The sequence below is a fragment of the Streptomyces sp. ME19-01-6 genome, from assembly GCF_033793745.1.
Lineage (GTDB): Bacteria > Actinomycetota > Actinomycetes > Streptomycetales > Streptomycetaceae > Streptomyces.
Map to the genome: position 1 here is coordinate 643,734 of NZ_JARAXF010000002.1, position 19,834 is coordinate 663,567.

Below are 19,834 nucleotides of genomic sequence, written 5' to 3' on the forward strand. Positions count from 1 at the left end.
ACGTCGTACGGCCTCGGCTGCGCCGCCGTGCGGCCTATGGTTGTGCCACCGCCACCTTCAGAGGTGCTCTGAAGGACAACAGCCGGAGCATCGGTCGGTCACCGGCCTCTGCTGCCAGTTGAACGTCCGGGAGGATGCGGGCTGCCGCCCGCAGGGCCACGGCTGCCTCTGTGCGTGCCAAGGACGCGCCTGGGCAGCGGTGACGTCCGGCGCCGAATGCCAGGTGGTGGCGGACGTTCGGCCGGTGGGGGCACATCCGTTCCGGGTCGGGGAAGACCTCCGGATCTGAACCGCTGCCCATGAGCATCAGCAGCAACTGCGTGCCCGCGGGGAGCGGTACGCCGCCCAGTTCAGTGGCCTGCGCGGTGACTCGGCGCCAGGAGGTCACCGGCGGCTCGCGCCGCAGGACCTCTTCCACCCATGCCTCGGCGAGGCCCGTTTCATCGGCCACGCGCAGCCACATGCCGGACTCGGCCGACGCTCTGCGCAGCACGGTGGCGATGAGTTGCCCGGTGGTGGACTGCCCGGCGATGAAGACGAAGAAGCACGCGGCAACCGCTGTCTCGACGTCCAGCACCCCGCCGTCGGGTAGGCGGTGGCGGGCCAGCGCCCCGATGAAGGAGTCAGACGGGGCCGCGCCGCTGCGCACGGTCGTGGTGAGCCACTGGTGGAAGGCCACGACGAGCTCCGCCAGCTCCAGTTGCCGGTCGAGTGCGGGCCTGCCCCAGAACAGCTCCAGTGAGGCGTCGCTCCAGCGGATCAGGGTGGCTGGGTCCACGCCCCGGATGCCGAGGAGTTCCATCAGCACCCTGCACGGGAGGAGCTGGGCGAATGAGATGAAGAGATCGCAGCCGCCGGCGGAGTCGACCTGCGACCGCACCTCATCGAGCAGTTCATCGGCTATACGCTCGATCACCGGTACGGCCTCTGCGACACGCTGTGCGTTGAAGAACCGGGTGACCACTCGGCGTAGTCCGAAATGGCTCGCGGTGCCGTTGTTGGCGAGCGCGGGCGGAAGGGTGAAGCCGACGCGGGCAAGGACCCGCAGCACAGCTACGGGCAGCGGGGTGACGGCGACTTGGGCGTTGTCCGGGAGGAACAGGTGAGGGTCGAGCAACACCCGGCGCACCTCCCGGTGGCGACTGACCAACCACAACCCGGTGACGGGGTCGTGATGCACCGGAGACTTGGACCGCAGGCGATCCAGCCAGGGGTAAGGGTCGTGGACGAAAGGGTCGCCGAACACGTCGAGCAGGTCCAGCGAACCACGGCTGTCGGGAGATCCGGGGCCGACCACCGGACCGCGTCCGGCTGCTCCGGTATCAGGTGCGAATTCATCCAGCGCCGGGGAAGTCACCGCCGGAAGCTAACACGCACCAGGTGTGGCCCCCGACCGGATGTGCGCCGCATCACTCGGTTACGCGTCGAATTCCATCCTCCACCCTGACGGCCCCGCGGCCATCGCCTCGGCTAGCCCTCGACGAGACGCCGTAGCTCGGGGAGCAGGGCGTCGATGTCCTGTCCGGTCTGGAACGCGACGACGGTGGTGCCGTGGCCGGTCTCCGGCGGGGTACCAGGGGCTGGAAAGAGCGCGAGTACCTCGCGCATCGCTTCGTCGATCTCTGCGACCGGGTCGGACGACTCGCCTCGTAGCCATCGGCGGAGCACGTGGTTGTGGGCCGCGACCACGGATGCCGCCATGAGTTCGGCCCTCAGTGACGCCGACTCCGTGGGGTCACCCATCCAGTCCGCGATGAACTCACGGAACAGTCGCTGGTACCGGGCCACGCTGGCGATCTCCCGGTCGCGCAGGGCAGCCACCTTGCTGGTGAGCGCGTACCGACGCCGCGCGAGTTCCCCTTCGTCGATGTAGTGGAGCAGCACCAGGCGGACCGCGTCGGACACGGCGACCAGGGCGGTGCTGTGGCTGGAGGTGGCCAGCCGGTCCCTGATCAGTTCCAGCAACCGGTCGTGGTCGGGGAAGATGACCGCTTCCTTGGACCGGTAGTGCCGGAAGAACGTCGTACGCCCCAGTCCGGCCCGTTCTGCGATGTCATCGACGGTGGTCTGCTCGTATCCGCGCTCGTCGAAGAGGGCGAACGCGGCGTCCGCGAGTCGCATCCGCGCAGGTGGCTTGCTCATGAGCGCACATCCTTCCTCGTCTCACCCTCGGAGGCCACTTGCCCTCACGCGGTGGGACTGAGTACCGTTTGATAGATATTGAGTACCAAGGGAGGTCCCGGCGTGGATTCCGTTGCACAGAGCGAGTCCGGTCTGCCGATCCAGCCGGTTTACGACGGGCGGGCGCTGTCGGACTCCGACGCGGACGCCAAGCTGGGCGCGCCGGGCCGGTTCCCGTTCACCCGGGGCGTGTACCCGTCGATGTACACCGGCCGGCCGTGGACGATGCGGCAGTACGCCGGGTTCGGCACGGCGAAGGAGTCCAACGAGCGCTACCACGAACTGGTCGGCGCCGGTACCGGTGGCCTGAGCGTGGCCTTCGACCTGCCGACGCAGATGGGCTACGACTCGGACGAGGCCATCGCCCAGGGTGAGGTGGGCAAGGTCGGCGTGGCGATCGACTCGATCGAGGACATGCGGACACTGTTCCAGGGCCTACCGCTGGACAAGGTGTCGACGTCGATGACGATCAACGCTCCCGCGTCGACACTGCTCCTGCTGTACCAACTGGTCGCGGCCGAACAGGGCGTCGCGGGTGACCAGCTGACCGGCACCATCCAGAACGACGTGCTCAAGGAGTACATCGCCCGCGGCACCTACATCTTCCCGCCGAAGCAGTCCCTGCGGCTGATCAGCGACATCTTCGCCTACTGCCACAAAGAACTGCCCCGCTGGAACACCATCTCCATCTCCGGCTACCACATGGCCGAGGCCGGAGCCACACCCGCGCAGGAGATCGCGTTCACCCTGGCCAACGCCAAGGAGTACGTGCGCACCGCGATCGCCGCGGGCCTGGACGTGGACGACTTCGCGCCGCGCCTGTCGTTCTTCTTCGTCGCCCGGACCACACTGCTGGAGGAGATCGCGAAGTTCCGCGCGGCCCGCCGCATCTGGGCCCGGATCATGCGCGACGAATTCGGCGCCAGGAACCCCAAGTCGCAAATGCTGCGGTTCCACACCCAGACCGCCGGCGTGCAGCTGACGGCGCAGCAGCCGGAGGTCAACCTCGTCCGCGTCGCTCTCCAGGGCCTGGGCGCGGTCCTCGGCGGAACGCAGTCCCTGCACACCAACTCCTACGACGAAGCCATCGCCCTGCCCACCCAGAAGGCGGCCCGGCTCGCCCTGCGCACGCAACAGGTCATCGCCCACGAGACCGACGTGACCCGGACCGTGGACCCCTTCGCCGGGTCGTACGTCATGGAATCGATGACCGACGACCTCGAAGCGGCGGCCATGGAGCTGATCCAGGCCGTCGAAGACCGCGGCGGCGCGGTCGCGGCGATCGAGCAGGGCTTCCAGAAGTCCGAGATCGAGAGGTCCGCGTACCGGATCGCCCTGGAGATCGACGGCCGGAAACGGACCGTGGTCGGGGTCAACACGTACGTCCTCGACGAGGAGGAGGCCTACGAGCCGCTGCGCGTCGACCCCCAGATCGAGACCGACCAGTGCGAACGTCTCGCCGCACTGCGCCGGGAACGCGACAACGACGCTGTCGGACGAGCCCTGGACGCCCTGCGCGCCGCGGCGCAAGGCAAGGACAATGTCCTGCCCCCGATGCGCGAGGCCCTGGGGCTGCGCGCCACGGTCGGCGAGGTCTCCCACGCCCTGCGCGACATCTGGGGCGCGTACGTCCCCCACGACACCTTCTGACGCATGAGCGCGGCCCTGTCCGGGAGCCGTCGCCCACCGCTTCTGGAGCACTCCATGACACCTCCTTCCTCCCCCCTGCCGCGGGTGAGCGCCGCGCCCACAGAGCAGTCCGACATCGACATCCGCACGACCGCGGGCAAGCTCGCGGATCTGCAGCACCGCGTCCACGAGGCGACGCACGCCGGCTCCGATCGCGCGGTGGAGAAGCAGCACGCCAAGGGCAAGCTGACGGCCCGTGAGCGGATCGAGCTCCTCCTCGACGAGGATTCCTTCATGGAGTTCGACGGGTTCTCCCGCCACCGCTCCACCAACTTCGGCCTCGAGAAGAACCGTCCGTACGGCGACGGCGTGGTGACCGGGCACGGCACGGTCGACGGCCGCCCGTCGCGGTGTTCTCCCAGGACTTCACCGTCTTCGGCGGCGCCCTGGGCGAGGTCTACGGGCAGAAGATCGTCAAGGTCATGGACTTCGCGCTGAAGACGGGCTGTCCGGTCGTCGGCATCAACGACTCCGGCGGCGCCCGTATCCAGGAGGGCGTCATGGCCCTCGGCATGTACGGCGAGATCTTCCGCCGCAACACCCGCGCCTCGGGCGTGATCCCCCAGATCTCACTCGTCGTCGGCCCGTGCGCGGGCGGCGCGGTCTACTCCCCCGCGATCACCGACTTCACGGTGATGGTCGACCAGACCTCGCACATGTTCATCAATCCTCACCGGCTTCGGACGGGTCGAGGGCCACCCGGTCGGCATCGTCGCCAACCAGCCCATGCAGTTCGCCGGCTGCCTCGACATCGACGCCTCCGAAAAGGCGGCCCGCTCCGTCCGCACCTGCGACGCCTTCAACGTCCCGGTCCTGACCTTCGTCGATGTTCCCGGCTTCCTCCCGGGCGTCGGCCAGGAGCACGAGGGCATCATCCGCCGCGGCGCGAAACTGATCTACGCGTACGCGGAGGCAACCGTCCCCCTGATCACCGTCATCACCCGCAAGGCCTTCGGCGGCGCCTACGACGTCATGGGCTCCAAGCACCTCGGCGCCGACCTCAACCTCGCCTGGCCCACCGCCCAGATCGCCGTCATGGGCGCCCAGGGCGCGGTCAACATCCTGCACCGCCGCACCCTCGCGGAGGCCGACGACGTCGAGGCCACCCGGGCCCGGCTCATCCAGGAGTACGAGGACACCCTCCTCAACCCCTACGTCGCGGCCGAGCGCGGCTACATCGACGCCGTGATCACGCCGTCCGACACCCGACGCCACATCGTCCGCGGCCTGCGTCAGCTGCGCACCAAGCGGGAGTCCCTGCCTCCGAAGAAGCACGGCAACATCCCCCTGTAAGGAGCCGCTGTGACGATCAAGGTCGTACGGGGCAACCCGACCCCCGAGGAGCTGGCCGCCGCCCTGGCGGTGATCCGAGCCCGCGCCGCAGCGGCTTCACCGACTCCCGCGGCACCCGAGCAGCTGGGCGAATGGGCGGACAAGAAGCGCGACATCCCACGCCGCACCCTCACACCGCCGGGACCGACAACCTGGCGCAGCTCTTACTGGCCCCGTTGAACGAGCAGGCCCATCAGCTCACCTCTCGTGCACACCCCTTGACTCCTGGAGAGAGTATGAATGCCCCACAACAGCGCACGGAGCGCTCCGGCGCCGCTCCGGCGCCGCGCGCCCGTGTGGTGATCGCCAAGCCCGGACTCGACGGCCACGATCGCGCAGCGAAGGCCGAAACCGCGCACCGGCTGACGGCCACTTCGAGCCAGATGATGGAGCCGGCATGCTGACGAAGGTGCTCATCGCCAACCGTGGCGAAATCGCAGTCCGCGTGGCCCGGGCGTGCCGGGATGCCGGGATCGCGAGCGTGGCCGTCTACGCCGACCCGGACCGCGACGCGTCGCATGTCCGCACCGCGGATGAGGCGTTCGCCCTGGGCGGCGACACTCCTGGGACCAGCTATCTCGACATCGGGAAGGTGCTGAACGCGGCGCGGGAGTCGGGCGCCGACGCCGTCCACCCCGGCTACGGCTTCCTCTCCGAGAACGCCGACTTCGCCCAAGCCGTCCTGGACGCCGGGCTGATCTGGATCGGCCCGCCCCCTCAGGCCATCCGCGACCTGGGCGACAAGGTGGCCGCCCGCCACATCGCCCAGCGCGCCGGCGCACCGCTGGTCGCCGGTACGCCCGACCCGGTCTCGGGCGCCGACGAGGTCATCGCCTTCGCCGAGGAGCACGGGCTGCCGATCGCGATCAAGGCCGCGTTCGGTGGTGGCGGGCGTGGTCTCAAGGTGGCGCGGACGCTGGAAGAGGTCCCTGAGCTGTACGACTCCGCCGTCCGTGAGGCCGTCGCCGCCTTCGGCCGGGGCGAGTGCTTCGTCGAGCGCTACCTCGACAAGCCCCGGCACGTGGAGACCCAGTGCCTGGCCGACCAGCACGGCAACGTGATCGTCGTCTCCACCCGTGACTGCTCCCTCCAGCGCCGCCACCAGAAGCTGGTCGAGGAGGCCCCGGCCCCCTTCCTGTCCGACGAGCAGGTCGCCGAGCTGTACTCCTCCTCGAAGGCCATCCTGAAGGAGGCCGGTTACGTCGGCGCCGGCACGGTGGAGTTCCTCGTCGGCAACGATGGCACGATCTCCTTCCTGGAGGTCAACACCCGCCTCCAGGTCGAGCACCCGGTCACCGAGGAGGTCGCCGGCATCGACCTGGTCCGCGAGATGTTCCGCATCGCCGACGGCGAGACTCTCGGCTACGACGATCCGCCGCTGCGCGGCCACTCGTTCGAGTTCCGCATCAACGGCGAGGACCCGGGCCGCAACTTCCTCCCGGCCCCCGGCACGGTCACCCGCTTCGACCCCCCGTCCGGCCCGGGCATCCGCCTGGACGCGGGCGTCGAGTCCGGCTCGGTCATCGGCCCGGCGTGGGACTCCCTGCTGGCCAAGCTGATCGTCACCGGCGCCACCCGCGAGCAGGCCCTGCAGCGCGCTGCCCGCGCCCTGGAGGAGTTCCAGGTCGAGGGCATGGCGACCGCGATCCCCTTCCACCGCGCGGTGGTCAAGGACCCGGCGTTCGCACCGGAGTTGACCGGCGGCGCGGCCCCCTTCACGGTCCACACCCGCTGGATCGAGACCGAGTTCGTCAACGACATCAAGCCGTTCGGGGCCCCCGCCGACGTGGACACCGACGAGGAGCCGGGTCGCGAGACCGTCGTCGTCGAGGTCGGCGGCAAGCGCCTGGAGGTCTCCCTCCCGTCCTCCCTCGGCATGTCGCCGGCCCGCACCGGCCTCGCGGCGGGCGCGGGGCCCAAGCGCCGCGCGGCCAAGAAGTCCGGCCCCGCCGCCTCGGGTGACACCCTCGCCTCCCCGATGCAGGGCACGATCGTCAAGGTCGCCGTCGAGGAGGGCCAGGAGGTCAAGGAGGGCGACCTGGTCGTCGTACTCGAGGCGATGAAGATGGAACAGCCACTGAACGCGCACAAGCCCGGCACCATCAAGGGCCTGTCCGCCGAGGTCGGCGCGTCCATCACGTCCGGCGCCGCGATCTGCGAGATCAAGGAGTGATGATCAAGGAGTGATGCGCCGCCGGCACCTGGCCGGCGTCGTCTCGCCGGTCTGAGCCCTCTCGTCCTCCCCGTGGCCGCGGACGGTGAGTGCGCTCCGAGACAACCCCGCAACGCCTTGAGCCGGATCAGGCGGTGATCGAGTGCCGGGTCGTCGAGCCGCGTTCACCGATGAGCGGCCAGCACTGCCGCGAGGCCTTCTTGCAGATCTTTGACGAAATACTCGGGAACCTCCAGCGACGGGAAATGTCCCCCGGTTCCGGGCGACCTCCATCGGACGATCTGTCGGTACCGCTCCTGTGCCCAGGGGCGCGGACACTTCTCGATGTCGCGGGGATACATGCTGATTGCCGACGGGACGTCGACCCGAAGTTCCGGGTCGAGTGAGTTGTGGCTTTCGTAGTAAATGCGGGCCGACGATGCGCCGGTCCGCGTCAGCCAATACAGGGTGACGTTGTCAAGAACCCTGTCTCTGGAAATCGTCTCGAACGGGCTGTCTTCGGTGTCTGACCACTCAGCGAACTTGTCGAGGATCCAGGCAAGAAGCCCGACCGGTGAGTCGACGAGCGAGTAGCCGATGGTCTGCGGGCGGGTCGCCTGTTGCTTCGCGTACGCCGCACGGTGGCGCCAGAAATCGCGGGTTTCCTCGGTCCACTTGCGCTCGACCACCGTCAGCCCGTCCGTTGTCAACCCGGGCGGTGCCTCCGCGAACGTTGTGTGGATGCCGAGAACGTGCGCCGGGAACCTGCCGCCGAGAACTGTGGTGATAACACCTCCCCAGTCGCCGCCGTGGGCTGCGAACTTGCTGTAGCCGAGCCTTCCCATCAGTTCCACCCATGCGGCCGCGATCTTTTCGGTTCCCCACCCGGTGGTGGCCGGCTTGTCGCTGAAACCAAAGCCTGGTAGCGACGGGACCACGACGTGGAACGCTGGCGCGTCCGCGTCTTTCGGATCTGCCAGCTCGTCCACTACATCGATGAACTCAGCAATGCTGCCTGGCCAGCCGTGCGTCAAGATCAGAGGAGTGGCATCTGCGCGTGCGGATCGGCGGTGCAGGAAGTGGATTCCCAGATCATCAATGGTCGTGCGGAACTGGCCGATGCGGTTGAGGCGCTCTTCGAACGACCGCCAGTCGTACCCGGTGCGCCAGTAGTTCACGACATCGACGAGGTCGGCGAGAGGAACGCCCTGTTCCCATCGGCGAGGGTCGGGCGCGGCGCGATAGACCGTCTCGGCCTCCGGTAGTCGCGCCGCGGCTAGTCGGGCGCGCAGATCGTCGAGGTCAGCGTCAGTTGCGTGGGCTTCAAATGTTTGCACGTCGCTGGCTGGACGGGGCATGAGACCTCCTGGCCATCGTGGAACCGGCTAAGAAGGTTCTAGCAGGCCTCCGAGCCACGCCGCAACCTGCTAAGGTGGTTCCATGCGTGCTGGGTTCCCTGACTTCCGCCTCGGCACCGTGCTAGCGACCAGCTTCACGGGGACTCTGTCGGAGCGTCACGGCAACGCTGTGGAGCGCATTCCCACGCCGCAACGACTCATCGACTGGCTGGCAGTGAACGGTCTCGCTGTGGACTCCTGCACCACTGCCCAGCTCGACCTCGCTCGGGAACTGAGGGAGTCGATTCACGCCGCCGCGACAGCGGCCGCGTTCCAGGGCGCTCTCCCTGCGTCTGCTGTCCAAGTCATCAATGACTGCAGCACTCAGGGTCGGGCCGCGGCGATCCTGACGGCCGAGGGCAAGCGGCAATGGCGGCTCAGCTCGGCTTCCTGCGTGGAAGATGCCCTCAGCGTGATCGCCGCCGACGCGATCAGCATCCTCGCAGGCGAACGAGACGGAAAATTGGCCTTGTGCGCATCACCAACCTGCCAAGCCGCCTTCTTCGACACCAGCCAAAGCCGCACTCGCAAATGGTGCGACATGAACACGTGCGGGAATCGCCAGAAGAAGGCGCGCTTCATTGCCAACCAGCGCAAAACCCCCAGATCAGCGGAGTGATCGTTACCCTCGGTACATCCCAGTGGGCCCCATGCCTGCGACACATCCGTCGCATTGGATGCACTCACGCGGCACTCACCGCCGACGGCGGTTCAGCGCACACCGTCGGGACGACAGGATGTGAACCTGCGCCCCTTGCCCCCCCACCCCGCCGCGGCGCTCACACAATTACTACCACGAATGAAGGATGAATAGTGACGTCAATGGATGACATCCTGAAGGAAATCACTGACCTTCGGCAGGTTATGGAAAACCGTTTCAGGCAGGTTGAGGCTCTGACGAATCTCTACGGAATCATTCCTGTCAAGTACGCAATGCCCAAACCCACAAAATGGACGGCCTCGCCCGACTTCCTACTATTCTTGGTTTCACAGATCCAGGAGCGACGCCCGCTTTCCATTCTGGACATAGGAAGCGGCGCCACGACAGTCTGGATGGCAAACGCGCTTCACCATTTCGAAATCCCCGGGAAGATTGTCTCGGTTGATCATGATAAAAATTTCGGCGATGCGACAGCTGCCACCTTGAAGCAGCAAGAGCTGAGCACATATGCACAAGTGCGTATAGCCCCGCTGGTTGAGGTGGAAGTCAAAGGAGAGCGATGGCACTGGTACGACCCGATGCAGATAGAAGATGTTGAGAAGTGCGACATGGTGGTGGTCGATGGGCCTCCAGGATTCTTGCAGCCACTTTCAAGGTACCCAGCACTCCCCATGCTTGAATCGAAGGTAAACAGTGATGTGCGGATATTTATGGACGATGCGAGTCGCCCAGACGAGCTGCACATAGTCGAGCGCTGGTGCCGCGAGTATCCGGATTGGTCCTCCGAATTCATTGATCACGAAAAGGGGACGGCTGTCTTGAAGCGATCCCGCTAAATGTCATCCGCCCTGGTCGGAGGCCTGTATCGGGACTGGCGGCCGTGCCCGAGTACGGTTGGCTCCGAGCGATCGGGCGCTCCTGGCTGCGCCGGCATCTCGACCTTGCCAAGCGCCGTCATGCCGCCTTGTCACGCCCAAGCGACCCGGTCGGCCTCGCACCGTACGCTCGGCCACGTCCAGGCGCACGCCGTTGGCCGCACCGGCCTCGACGATCAGGCGGGCGTCCATAGAAGACCAGCCCGTGCTCGCGGGCAAAGGCGGCCAGGTCACCGATCGCCTCGACGCCGGCTGCGGCATGGCATCAAGGGCGGCAGCACCGTCGTACAAACATGGTCAGCACGACATCCGCGCCCTCGACCGCCCCAACGGGCGTACGGCGATGTGCGCCCCGTCGCCGGCCAATGGCTCCGCCTTCGCCCGGGTGCGGTGTCCGTTCCGCTGCCACACGGCTTACTTGGCGGCGGCGCGGACCAGGCCGTCGAGCCAGGCCTGGTGGCCGTTGAGCATCGGGTTCGGGGTCTGCTGGGCCAGTTCCGCGGCGGCCGGGCCGATCTGCGTCTCCTGGGTGAGGATGCGGACCCGGCCGCCGGGGAGGTCCTCCACCAACCAGGCGTGCAGGAAGTCGAGTTGCTCCTCCGGTGTGCCGTCATGCTTCGCCGTCCAGGAGAGGCGCCCGGGGACGCCGTCGGCGGGGGCCTGGAACTCCACGACGTGGGCATCGAGAGGCGGGAAGCCGAAGGTGCCGAAGCTGAAGAGGACGTCGCCCTTCAGTACGGGACCGCCGCCCTGCGGGAAGGAGATGTCGGCGACGTTGTCGTCGTACGACTCCCACGTGGAGGTGTCGGTCAGGTGGTGCCGGACCCGGTCGGCCGCAAGGCCCTGGACGATCACCTCGTTGGAGACGACGTTGTCTCCGGTGCCGGGCAGGTGCTTCTCGGGCCAGTTGATCGCGTTCCGCGTGGTCATGAGGGGTGGTCTATCTGCGAATACGCCATCAAGAAAGTTTCTTGAGCAGTTCCGCCGCGAGCGGGCCGGAGGAGGCGGGGTTCTGGCCGGTGACGACGTTGCGGTCGACCTCGACGTGGGGCGCCCACGGCTCGCCCGCCTCGACCTTCAGGCCCGCCTCGGTCAGCCGGTCCTGGAGCAGCCACTCGGCCTTCTCCGCGCTGCCGGCCAACTGCTCCTCGGCGTTGGTGAAGGCGGTGACGCGGTAGCCGGCGTAGGCGTTGGTGCCGTCCTCCTTCACCGCCGCGAGGAGTGCGGCCGGGCCGTGGCACACCACGCCGACCGGCAGACCGGACTCCACGGCCCGGGCGAGGACGCGGCCGGAGTCGGTGTCGACCGCCAGGTCCTCCATCGGGCCGTGGCCGCCGGGGACGTAGACCGCGTCGAAGTCGTCCACCCGTACGTCGGCCAGCGCCACCGGGTTGCGGAACTCCGCGGCGCCCTCCACCACGGCCCGGACCGCCGCGGCGTTCTCCTCACCACCGTTGGCGCCGGGGTCGAGGCTGGCCGGGTCCACCGGCGGCACCACTCCGCCCGGGGTGGCCACGGTGATCTCGTGGCCCGCGGCCTTGAACGCCTCGTAGGGGACGACCGCCTCGTCGGCCCAGAAGCCGGTGCGGTGCTCGCTGCCGTCGGCCAGCGTCCACTGGTCGGCGCCGGTCATCACGAAAAGGATCTTCGCCATGTGCTCTCCTACTGGGGTCGTGGTGTGCCTCTCCGACACTAGGCCCAGTCGCCATCGGATTACCAATAGGAGATCCGATTTCAGCTATCGGAACTCCGATGCGAAAAGTGGATACAATGGACGCCATGAAGAACCGCGCGCCCGACACCGCGCCAGGCGTCAGCAGGCAGCTTCCCGCGCACGCCGACCTGAATCTGCTGCGCACCTTCCTCGCCGTCTACCGTGCCGGAACCTTCACCGCCGCCGCACCCGCGCTCGGGCTGTCCCAGCCCACGGTGACCGCCCAGATCCGCGCCCTCGAACAGCAGAACGGCCGCGAGCTGTTCACCCGACTGCCACGCGGCGTGGATCCCACCCCGTACGCGCACGAACTCGCCGGACAGATCGCGGGTCCGCTTGACGCACTGGCCGCCTTGGAGGAGGCCGACACGGTGGCCGCCCCCGTGCGTCTGGCCGGTCCCTCCGAGCTGCTGTGCGTGCGCGTCCTGCCCGCCCTGGCCCCGCTCGTCGCCGACAGCGTGCAACTGCGCGTCGCCCAGGGACTGCCCGAACCGCTCCTCGAAGAGATGCGTGCGGGCCGCCACGACCTGGTCATCGCCACCCGGCGGCCCCGCGGTCGCGCCCTGGAATCGGTGCCGCTCGCCGACGAGGAGTATCTGCTGGTCGCCTCCCCCACGTGGGCCGGGCGCGTCACCGCACAACCGCAGGCCGACGACCTGCGCGAGGTGCCGCTGGTCACCTACGCGGAGGACCTGCCCATCGTCCGTCGCTATTGGCGGACCGTCTTGGGCAAACAGCTCACCACCCGGGCCGCGGTCACCGTGCCCAACCTGTACGCGGTCCTGTCCGCTGTGCACTCGGGCGCCGGGGTGAGCGTGCTGCCCCGCTCGCTGTGCCAGGAGTACCTCGACTCCGGCCGTCTCGTTCTCCTCCACGATCCGGAGGAACCGCCGCTGAACACCTTGTTCCTCGTCCAGCGTCCGGGCTCCGAGGCCAACCCTCATGTACTCCGGGTCCGCGACACCCTCAGGCGCGCTGCCCGTAGTTGGTAGCCGAGCGGGCGAAACCTAAGCCTGCGGTTCACGGCACGACCACGCGACTCTGTTCCGCTACCCGGAACAAAGTCGGCTGGTGGCAGCTTTCTCCGGTACGGCCCGAGCGGACGACCCATCGCCATCTCGCCGCGCGCGAGGCGGGCCAGGCTCTCGGCCGGCACGCCTTCGGCGACCGCCTGTTCGCAGTGGGCGTTCCAGGCGGACTGGCATTCGAAGTGGCGCGCGACGATCAGCCGGCCTGGATCGGGAGCGGCCCACTGGCAGGTCAGGGCCGTGTGACTCCGCGCCCGCTCTGCTGCCCCGGGCCGCCGTCCGACTCGGCGAGGGGCCGGGCTGTTCAACTCGTCGTCGGCGGGCAGCTGGTCGGCGGAAAAGCGGTACGAGCTGGCCGAGGAACTGCTGACCGGCGACCTGCCCGCCAAAGGCGGTCCCAAGCCCGGCTGCCTGGCCGGAGCCTACGCTGCTCGCCGCCCTGACATGAAGCAGAAGTGGACGCAGCCCCCTCTACCGGGCGCCGGGATTCGTCCTGGCCGCAGCGGGCACGCTCGCCATGCTCGGCGCGGTGCCTGCGGGCTCCTGGCCGCGTCTCCTGCCCGGCCTCGTGGTAGCCGGGCTCGGACCGGCCTGCTCAACGCCGCGCTGCCACGCCTTGCCGTGGACAGCGTGCCGCCGGAACGGGCCGCGACGGGCTCCGGCGCCGACAACACCGCCCGGTACATCGACTCCGCGGCCGGGGTCGCACTGACCTTCGCCGTCGCCACCTCCTCCCGGGGACGGCTGCCCGCAAACTTGTCACACGCTACGCCCGCTGGCCTTGTCCACCAGCTACGACAGCGGCCTCAGGACTGGTACGGCTGCTGTTGCGGTTGCCCGTACGTCTGACCGTCGTGGCCGCTCGCGCTCTGCGCCTGCAACTGCTCCGCCTGCTCTTTGGTCACTTTCTGCTCCGCGCCGCAGAAGGTGCACTGCGTGGCGTACTTCGTAGAGAACGGGAACAGCGGCACGAAGAACAGGGTGAACTTCGTGACGCGCTTTCTGAGCGTGTGCGCGGAGGGATTTCCACAATGGCCGCAGACCAGCGTCAGTATCGCGAGCTGGTACAGGTATCCCTTGGTGCCAAAGATGATCACGCTGTTGGTCCTCCCGGGTCAGTGGCTGCCGACGCAGTGCCGGCAAGTGGCAAGGTGCGGTCACGGAGCACGGTCTCGCGCACGTCGATGTGCCCACACTCAGCAGAATCCCACACCATCACGGCCTTCCTGCCGACGATGAGTGCGACCAGGCCATTCCAGGAGCCATGCTGGTCGGTCAGGTGGGGGGCGGCCAGGGCTGCTGGGCGAGGTGGCGTTGCAGGTCGAGGTGACGGAACTGGTACACCGCCCCTACCTGCCGCAGAACACCACGCTGCTCGTGCGCATCGCGAAGGAACGCCATGAGATTCCAGGGGGCTCGGCGTCGCACTGCCAGATGGACTGCGGTCACCGCGAAATACACCCACGCTGCCGTCTCCGCCAGCCCGGCCGCGAGCCCGAACGCGAGTCCGAACGCCAGTCCGCCTGCGAGACCGACCGCGAGCTTGACCACGAGCTCGACCATGAGCGCGACCACGAGGCCGGAGAGGAGCCCGATGGTGAGAAAGGTTCGGCGATCCTGGGTGAGCAGCGTGGTCGGACCGACCATGGTGGTCAGGTCGGGCTTCTCTCCTTTGAGTGCGCCCGCGAGTGCGCCCGCGAGTCCGAACGCGAACCCCACTGCGGGTCCGGCCACGAGGCCGGCCACGAGCCCGACCGTGAGCCCGAACGCGAGCCTGCGTGCGAGGAAGTCGGATGACCAGCGCAGCTGGGTGCTCGGCGCCCCCGGGTACATGCTCCGGGCCTCAAGCCCGAGCACGAGTCCGCCTGCGATCCCGAACACGAGTCCGGCCGTGCGCCCGGCCGCGAGGCCGACCGCGCATCCGGCCGCGAGCCCGACGGCGAGCCCGGAAACGAGCCTGCGTGCGAGGGAGCTGGATGACCAGCGCAGCTGGGTGCTCGGCGCCCCCGGGTACATGCCCTGGGCTGCGAGACCGACCGCAAGTCCGGCCGCGAGTCCCACCGCAGGCCTGACGGCGAGCCCGACCGCGAGCCCGGACACCAGCCCGAATGCGAGCCCGACTGTCCGGCGGGGAGTGTGAGGAGGGAGGGCATGGTGGAGTTCCCACCACGCCAGGTCGGGGTTGCCACCGCGGTGGGCATGCAGGTGCCGGGCGAGGAGTACCAGGGCGCGGTGGGCCTGGGGTGCGGACCAGCGGGGCGGATGGGGGTGGTGGTGGGTGTAGGCGGCGGGGATAAAGGCGTTGAACAAGTGGGTGTCGAGGGCGGCGCGGGTGGGGAAGACGGCGGTGTCGCACAGTTCGTCCGGGTGGGGGACAGCGCCGGATCCTGGCCGGGTGTGAGGGCGGGGGTTGTAGATGGTGCGGGCGAGGAACAGGCCGAGGGGTGTGCTCAGGGCCTGTCCGACGGGTGTGTCGGTGCCCAGGTGCGTGGTCACGGTGTTCCATCGGGCGGCGGAGGGGGTGTGTGGGCCGCCGGCATCACGGCGCAGGTAGGCGGCCACCTGCTCCGGGGCGAGTGGGAGCAGGTGGATACCGGCGGCGCCGTTGAGCCGCACCATGCTGTCAGGCCGGGTGAGGGCGTCTCGGTAGGGAGCGGCGCGGCTGGCCACCACCACGGGCTGGCGCGCGAACAAGGCCCGGTTCAAAGCGTCGAGGGCCATTTGATGCACAGCGGACGGGAGTTCATCGAAGCCGTCCAGGATCGGCAGGATTCGCCGGGCGTCCAGCAGTGCTCGGGCCAGATCGGCCTGGCCGCCCCCAGCCCCCGCCCCTGCCGCGGTCGCAGGGGCGGGGGCGCGGAGACCGGGGTGGCTGCGCCGCAGTTGCTCGGCCAGCCAGTCCTGGAGGGGCTGGCGGACGGGGTTCCAGGAGGCGAGGGAGAACAGCACCGGCACAGGCCCGCCGTCTGTTCGCTGTTCGATCAGGTCCTGGAGCAGGCGGATGAGCAGCATGGTCTTGCCGGAGCCGGGCTCACCAAGCACCACCAGGCGGCGGGTGGGCACCCGCTGAGTGAACACCTCGCCGATCTGCCTATCAGCGCCCGCCAGACCCGCAGCGTCCGCGGGCCAGTGGGTCGGGTCATCCGGTGGGCCGCCGGGCCAGGCGCGGGCCAGCTCGGCCAGCAGGGTCCAGGGCTCCACCAGATCTGCGTCAGCGGGGCGCCAAGCGACCGGCAGCGGGTACGGGTCGTTCATCCGGCGGACGGCGGCCTCGTCGTCCCACTGCTTGGCCACCGCTTGCGCCAGCTGGTTGGCGGCCGTCTCCAGATCCAGCGCGGTTGCGTCGGCCCGGTCGTGCTGAAATGCCTTCCAGGCCAGGTAAGCGGGCCCCAGAGTGGGCAGCAAGGCGGCCGTTGTTGCGGCTGTGCCCAACGCGAAGTGCCGGGCCAGTGTCACCGCCCCGACTGCCCCCAGAACAAGCAGTAGCAGGTACCACATGCCCACGCGCTTCGGCCCTCGGCCGCGCTCTCCCCGTTCCACAGTAGTCATAATGTCGCGTTCCGTAAGCGATTGGGCCCCGTTCGTGGCAAAGCGGGGGTTTCTTTCTGGTCACTGGTCACCCGCCTCCCTCGGAGACGACCAACGGATCCGGCGCCAGTGCCTGGGGAGATCACCCCGGAGGCGGCGCGGAAAACCTGGAGCGTGGCCGGGCCCTGCAGGGCGGCGGCGGTGGACCTCGACGCCGGGCGGGCTGCGGTCTTCGCGCCGTCCGTCACAGCCGGAAAGGTTCCCCCCAGCGAGCGGTGCTCCTTCTCGTTCTCGACGATGGCCGCCAGCCGGGCGCCGTCGGGGGACCAGGCGAGGGCCTGGGTACGGATCCCGGCCCCCAAGCGATCCCTTGCCGGGCGTCGCATGATGAGCTCACGGTCGGCGACCCGGTAGATGTCGGGTGTGCACTTCCGCTCATCGTTCCAGTCCTCCGTCGCCACGGCCAGGTACGCACCGTCCGGGCTCGCCGCCGGCGAGTTCAGCCAGTCGCCCGGCACGGTGATCGCGACCAGGATCCTGCCGGTGGCGGGCTCGATCACGTACACCTTCGAGTCGTGGGCTACGAACATCCGGGTCTCGTCCGCGCTGAATGCCACGCCCTGGACCCAGCCGGAGGATTCGTCACCGAGCCGTACCGTGCGATCGGGCGAGGACTTCCCAGAGACGAAATCCACCCGGCCGCCGTCACCGTACTCGACCCGGAAGCGGCCGGTGCCGCGAGCGTACGCGGCCCGGCTCCACCGGCATGTCGGCCTCAGTGTCGGCGTCGAGAACGGCCAGTTCACCGTCCTCGCTGGTGACAGCGAGAAAGCGGCCGTCGTCGGAGAAGGCCGGCACCACGATGTAGTCGGAATAGTCGGAGTCGGCGAACGGAGTGAGGACGGCCTCCGGTTCCGTGAGATCCGGTACGTGCGGGGCATCCTCGGCGCGCAACCGGCGGGTCGGGTCCGGTCATACCCGGTCTCCCAGCTCAGGCCGGGCCGCAGATGCTCCAGCCAGTGTTGATCGGTGACCTGAACCTCGTAGTCGGCCTGCACGAGAAGGTCCTCATCCGGCCAGCCGTCGTCTCGTTCACGGCGAGCCAGGCGTCATTGTCGAGCTCCCGCCAGTGAACAAATCGCCGAGTGGACCGCCGCCGTCGTTCGAGACCGGTTGTCCGGGTCGATCGCGCCGCCCGCCTCGGGCACCCACAGCGACACGCCGTAGTGCACGAACAGCGGGAAGTTGTTGCCGAACCGGGCGCCGCAGAAGGCCGCCGCAGCTCGCGGATCACTACCGCGTAGAAGCCGCGCCCGGGGGATGGGCAGAGCTGCTGGAGCGCGCGGTGGTGTCAAGGCACCCGTAGACGGTCGCCGATCGGTGGATCCAGTCGCAAATTTTGAACACAAATAACACACACACCCTCTACACACGTGGCCTCGATGCTCTAGATTGACCGTGCTTCAGCCGTTCGGACACGAGGCGACCAATAATGATCTATAGGTCCGGTGCTACGGAAAGCCAGCAGGCACGTCCCCGGCGCCAGATGTGGGGATGATCAAGCCTTGGAGCCCGAGAGGGGGCCTTGGGTGCGGGGAGCACCGAAGGTTTCGACGGGTTCCCGCGCACCTCGAGGGTCTGGTTCACGTAGCTCTGACATAGCCGGGATGTGATGCGCCGGGGGGCGGGGGCCTCCCGAGGGGAGGAACAGTGCGGGAGGCGGGGGCCTCCCGCGGGGGAGGAACAGTGTTAGGCGAACACGTCGAACCACTGGGACCTGGGGGGGTTCTGTGCAGCAAGGGGGAAGACTCAGCCTGTATTCGTCGGCGGGCGGGCGTCTGGCGAACGAGGCGATCAGCCAGTCCACGATCGACTGGGAGCAGCGGTACCGCCGTACCGTGATCACCAGCGATACCGTGGCCACCGCCTTCGTGGTGGCGGCGATCGGCAACTTCTTCGGGGCCCGGGACGCGGCCAACTGGCACGAGAAGTGGGGAATTCTCGCATTCGGCACCGAGCTGCTGGTGCTGGCGGCGCTTGCGGTGAGCCGGTCGTGGGCTCCGGCCGTGCTCGGCCAGGGCGCCGAGGAATTCCGCCGGCTCGGACGCTCACTGTTCGCGGCGACCGTCGTACTGGCGCTCGGCGGGATCGCCCTCACCTCGCGCAACATCAAGCTCTGGATCTTCGTCGCGATCCCCGCGATCGCGCTCATCACCATGACCGCGCGGTATCTGCTGCGCCTCTGGCTGCACAGACAGCGGCAGGAAGGACGATGCCTGCGACCGGTGCTCGCTGCCGGGAGCCTGGCCACCGTGCACGACCTGATCACCCGAACCCGCAAGTTCCCGCACCTCGGCTGGCGGGTGGAGGCGGTGTGCACGACGGACGGTCTCGGGCTCGACGGTGACCAACTGGACGGCGTGCCGGTCGTCGGCCGACTGGCGGACGTCGCGGGCCACGTCCGCCGCGACGGCTACCGTGTCGTCGCGGTCACACCGGACCCGCACTGGTCACCGGACCGGCTGCAGCGGCTGGCTTGGAACCTCGAAGGCAGCGACGCCGAGATGGTCGTGGCCCCCGTGCTGATGGAGGTGGCCGGCCCGCGGCTGCACGTCGACGCGGTGCTCGGGATCCCGCTGCTGCGGGTGAGCATGCCGACCTTCACCGGGGGCCGCCGGGCGGTCAAAGAGGTCGTCGACCGGTTGGGCGCAGCGATCCTGCTGATGCTGTTCGCGCCGCTGATGGTGTTCGTCGGGCTGCTCGTGCTGGTGGACAGCCGGGGTGGGGCGTTCTACCGCCAGCGCAGGGTCGGCAAGGACGGCCGCGAGTTCACCATTCTCAAGTTCCGCACCATGGTCGCCGGGGCTCACGGGGCACGTACCGAGCTGGCCGACCGAAACGAGGGCGCCGGCCTGCTGTTCAAGCTCCGCCGGGATCCGCGGGTGACCCGGGTGGGAGCAGTGCTGCGCCGGTACTCGCTCGACGAGCTCCCGCAACTTTTCAACGTGCTCACCGGATCGATGTCACTCGTCGGACCGCGGCCTCCGTTACCGGAGGAGTCCGCCGCGTACGGCCCGGACATCCGGCGGCGGCTGCTGGTCAAGCCCGGGCTCACCGGCCTGTGGCAGATCAGCGGACGCAGCGACCTGCCGTGGGAGGAGGCGGTCCGCCTTGACCTGCGGTACGTGGAGGACTGGTCGCTCGCCCTGGACACAGTGATCTTGTGGAAGACGCTGCGTGCGGTGCTCCATGGGCAGGGGGCCTACTGATTGCGCGG

At 68.6% G+C, this 19,834-nt stretch carries 17 protein-coding genes and 2 pseudogenes; 10 read left to right on the top strand and 9 right to left on the bottom strand.

The features are described from left to right. Positions 1 to 34: 34 nt before the first annotated feature. Positions 35 to 1,357 carry a cytochrome P450 gene (locus PV419_RS06245; protein ID WP_319686655.1) on the bottom strand — a complete coding sequence of 441 codons (1,323 nt, stop codon included), beginning with the start codon at positions 1,355 to 1,357 and terminating at the stop codon, positions 35 to 37. Positions 1,358 to 1,470: 113 nt separating this feature from the next. Further along, the gene (locus PV419_RS06250; RefSeq protein ID WP_319686656.1) at positions 1,471 to 2,142 is read right to left on the bottom strand and encodes a TetR/AcrR family transcriptional regulator; all 672 of its coding nucleotides are present in this window, start codon (positions 2,140 to 2,142) and stop codon (positions 1,471 to 1,473) included. 102 nt (positions 2,143 to 2,244) lie between these two features. Between PV419_RS06250 and PV419_RS06255 the strand changes: the two genes are divergently transcribed. The 5 genes and pseudogenes from PV419_RS06255 to PV419_RS06270 all read left to right on the top strand — a co-directional run bounded on the left by PV419_RS06255 (position 2,245) and on the right by PV419_RS06270 (position 7,375). Further along, complete coding sequence (locus PV419_RS06255; protein WP_319686657.1) at positions 2,245 to 3,831, top strand: methylmalonyl-CoA mutase; 1,587 nt, start codon at positions 2,245 to 2,247, stop codon at positions 3,829 to 3,831. A gap of 54 nt (positions 3,832 to 3,885) precedes the next feature. Beyond that, positions 3,886 to 4,512, top strand: a pseudogene (locus PV419_RS53175) (carboxyl transferase domain-containing protein); the annotation flags it as partial. A gap of 24 nt (positions 4,513 to 4,536) precedes the next feature. Continuing rightward, positions 4,537 to 5,163, top strand: coding sequence for a carboxyl transferase domain-containing protein (locus tag PV419_RS53180; protein WP_415925242.1), 627 nt, complete (start codon positions 4,537 to 4,539; stop codon positions 5,161 to 5,163). A gap of 9 nt (positions 5,164 to 5,172) precedes the next feature. Further along, entirely contained in the window at positions 5,173 to 5,382 is a 210-nt protein-coding gene (locus PV419_RS06265) for an acyl-CoA carboxylase epsilon subunit (RefSeq protein WP_319686658.1), read from the top strand. Between the two features lie 220 nt (positions 5,383 to 5,602). Beyond that, positions 5,603 to 7,375 (top strand): acetyl/propionyl/methylcrotonyl-CoA carboxylase subunit alpha, encoded by a 1,773-nt coding sequence (locus PV419_RS06270; protein WP_319686748.1) that lies wholly within the window; start codon positions 5,603 to 5,605, stop codon positions 7,373 to 7,375. A gap of 164 nt (positions 7,376 to 7,539) precedes the next feature. Here the strand turns inward: PV419_RS06270 and PV419_RS06275 are convergent, their stop codons facing one another. Further along, the gene (locus PV419_RS06275; protein WP_319686659.1) at positions 7,540 to 8,712 is read right to left on the bottom strand and encodes an epoxide hydrolase family protein; all 1,173 of its coding nucleotides are present in this window, start codon (positions 8,710 to 8,712) and stop codon (positions 7,540 to 7,542) included. An 82-nt stretch (positions 8,713 to 8,794) separates the two neighbouring features. On the opposite strand from PV419_RS06275, the gene PV419_RS06280 reads away from it, so the two are divergent. Continuing rightward, positions 8,795 to 9,370: a CGNR zinc finger domain-containing protein gene (locus PV419_RS06280; RefSeq protein WP_319686660.1), complete on the top strand. Its 576-nt coding sequence runs from the start codon at positions 8,795 to 8,797 to the stop codon at positions 9,368 to 9,370. Positions 9,371 to 9,573: 203 nt separating this feature from the next. Continuing rightward, entirely contained in the window at positions 9,574 to 10,248 is a 675-nt protein-coding gene (locus PV419_RS06285; RefSeq protein WP_319686661.1) for a class I SAM-dependent methyltransferase, read from the top strand. A gap of 453 nt (positions 10,249 to 10,701) precedes the next feature. On the opposite strand, the gene PV419_RS06290 is transcribed toward PV419_RS06285, so the two are convergent. Both PV419_RS06290 and PV419_RS06295 read right to left on the bottom strand, forming a co-directional pair. Next, complete coding sequence (locus PV419_RS06290) at positions 10,702 to 11,217, bottom strand: SRPBCC domain-containing protein (RefSeq protein ID WP_319686662.1); 516 nt, start codon at positions 11,215 to 11,217, stop codon at positions 10,702 to 10,704. A 28-nt stretch (positions 11,218 to 11,245) separates the two neighbouring features. Then, entirely contained in the window at positions 11,246 to 11,941 is a 696-nt protein-coding gene (locus PV419_RS06295) for a type 1 glutamine amidotransferase domain-containing protein (protein ID WP_319686663.1), read from the bottom strand. A 125-nt stretch (positions 11,942 to 12,066) separates the two neighbouring features. Between PV419_RS06295 and PV419_RS06300 the strand changes: the two genes are divergently transcribed. Beyond that, positions 12,067 to 12,993 (top strand): LysR family transcriptional regulator, encoded by a 927-nt coding sequence (locus tag PV419_RS06300; protein ID WP_319686664.1) that lies wholly within the window; start codon positions 12,067 to 12,069, stop codon positions 12,991 to 12,993. A 514-nt stretch (positions 12,994 to 13,507) separates the two neighbouring features. After that, positions 13,508 to 13,878, top strand: a pseudogene (locus PV419_RS06305) (hypothetical protein); the annotation flags it as partial. On the opposite strand, the gene PV419_RS06310 reads toward PV419_RS06305, so the two are convergent. The 4 genes from PV419_RS06310 to PV419_RS06325 form a co-directional block, all read right to left on the bottom strand. Further along, positions 13,836 to 14,126 (bottom strand): zinc-ribbon domain-containing protein, encoded by a 291-nt coding sequence (locus PV419_RS06310; RefSeq protein WP_319686665.1) that lies wholly within the window; start codon positions 14,124 to 14,126, stop codon positions 13,836 to 13,838. The pseudogene PV419_RS06305 and the gene PV419_RS06310 sit on opposite strands and share 43 nt — an antisense overlap. Before the next feature lie 178 nt (positions 14,127 to 14,304). After that, entirely contained in the window at positions 14,305 to 16,434 is a 2,130-nt protein-coding gene (locus tag PV419_RS06315) for an NACHT domain-containing protein (protein WP_319686666.1), read from the bottom strand. A gap of 140 nt (positions 16,435 to 16,574) precedes the next feature. Further along, a complete protein-coding gene (locus PV419_RS06320) occupies positions 16,575 to 17,252 on the bottom strand; it encodes a hypothetical protein (protein WP_319686667.1) in 678 nt (225 codons plus the stop codon). A 10-nt stretch (positions 17,253 to 17,262) separates the two neighbouring features. Beyond that, positions 17,263 to 17,511: a hypothetical protein gene (locus PV419_RS06325; RefSeq protein ID WP_319686668.1), complete on the bottom strand. Its 249-nt coding sequence runs from the start codon at positions 17,509 to 17,511 to the stop codon at positions 17,263 to 17,265. Between the two features lie 860 nt (positions 17,512 to 18,371). Between PV419_RS06325 and PV419_RS06330 the strand changes: the two genes are divergently transcribed. Beyond that, complete coding sequence (locus tag PV419_RS06330) at positions 18,372 to 19,826, top strand: sugar transferase (RefSeq protein WP_415925243.1); 1,455 nt, start codon at positions 18,372 to 18,374, stop codon at positions 19,824 to 19,826. Positions 19,827 to 19,834: the final 8 nt, after the last annotated feature.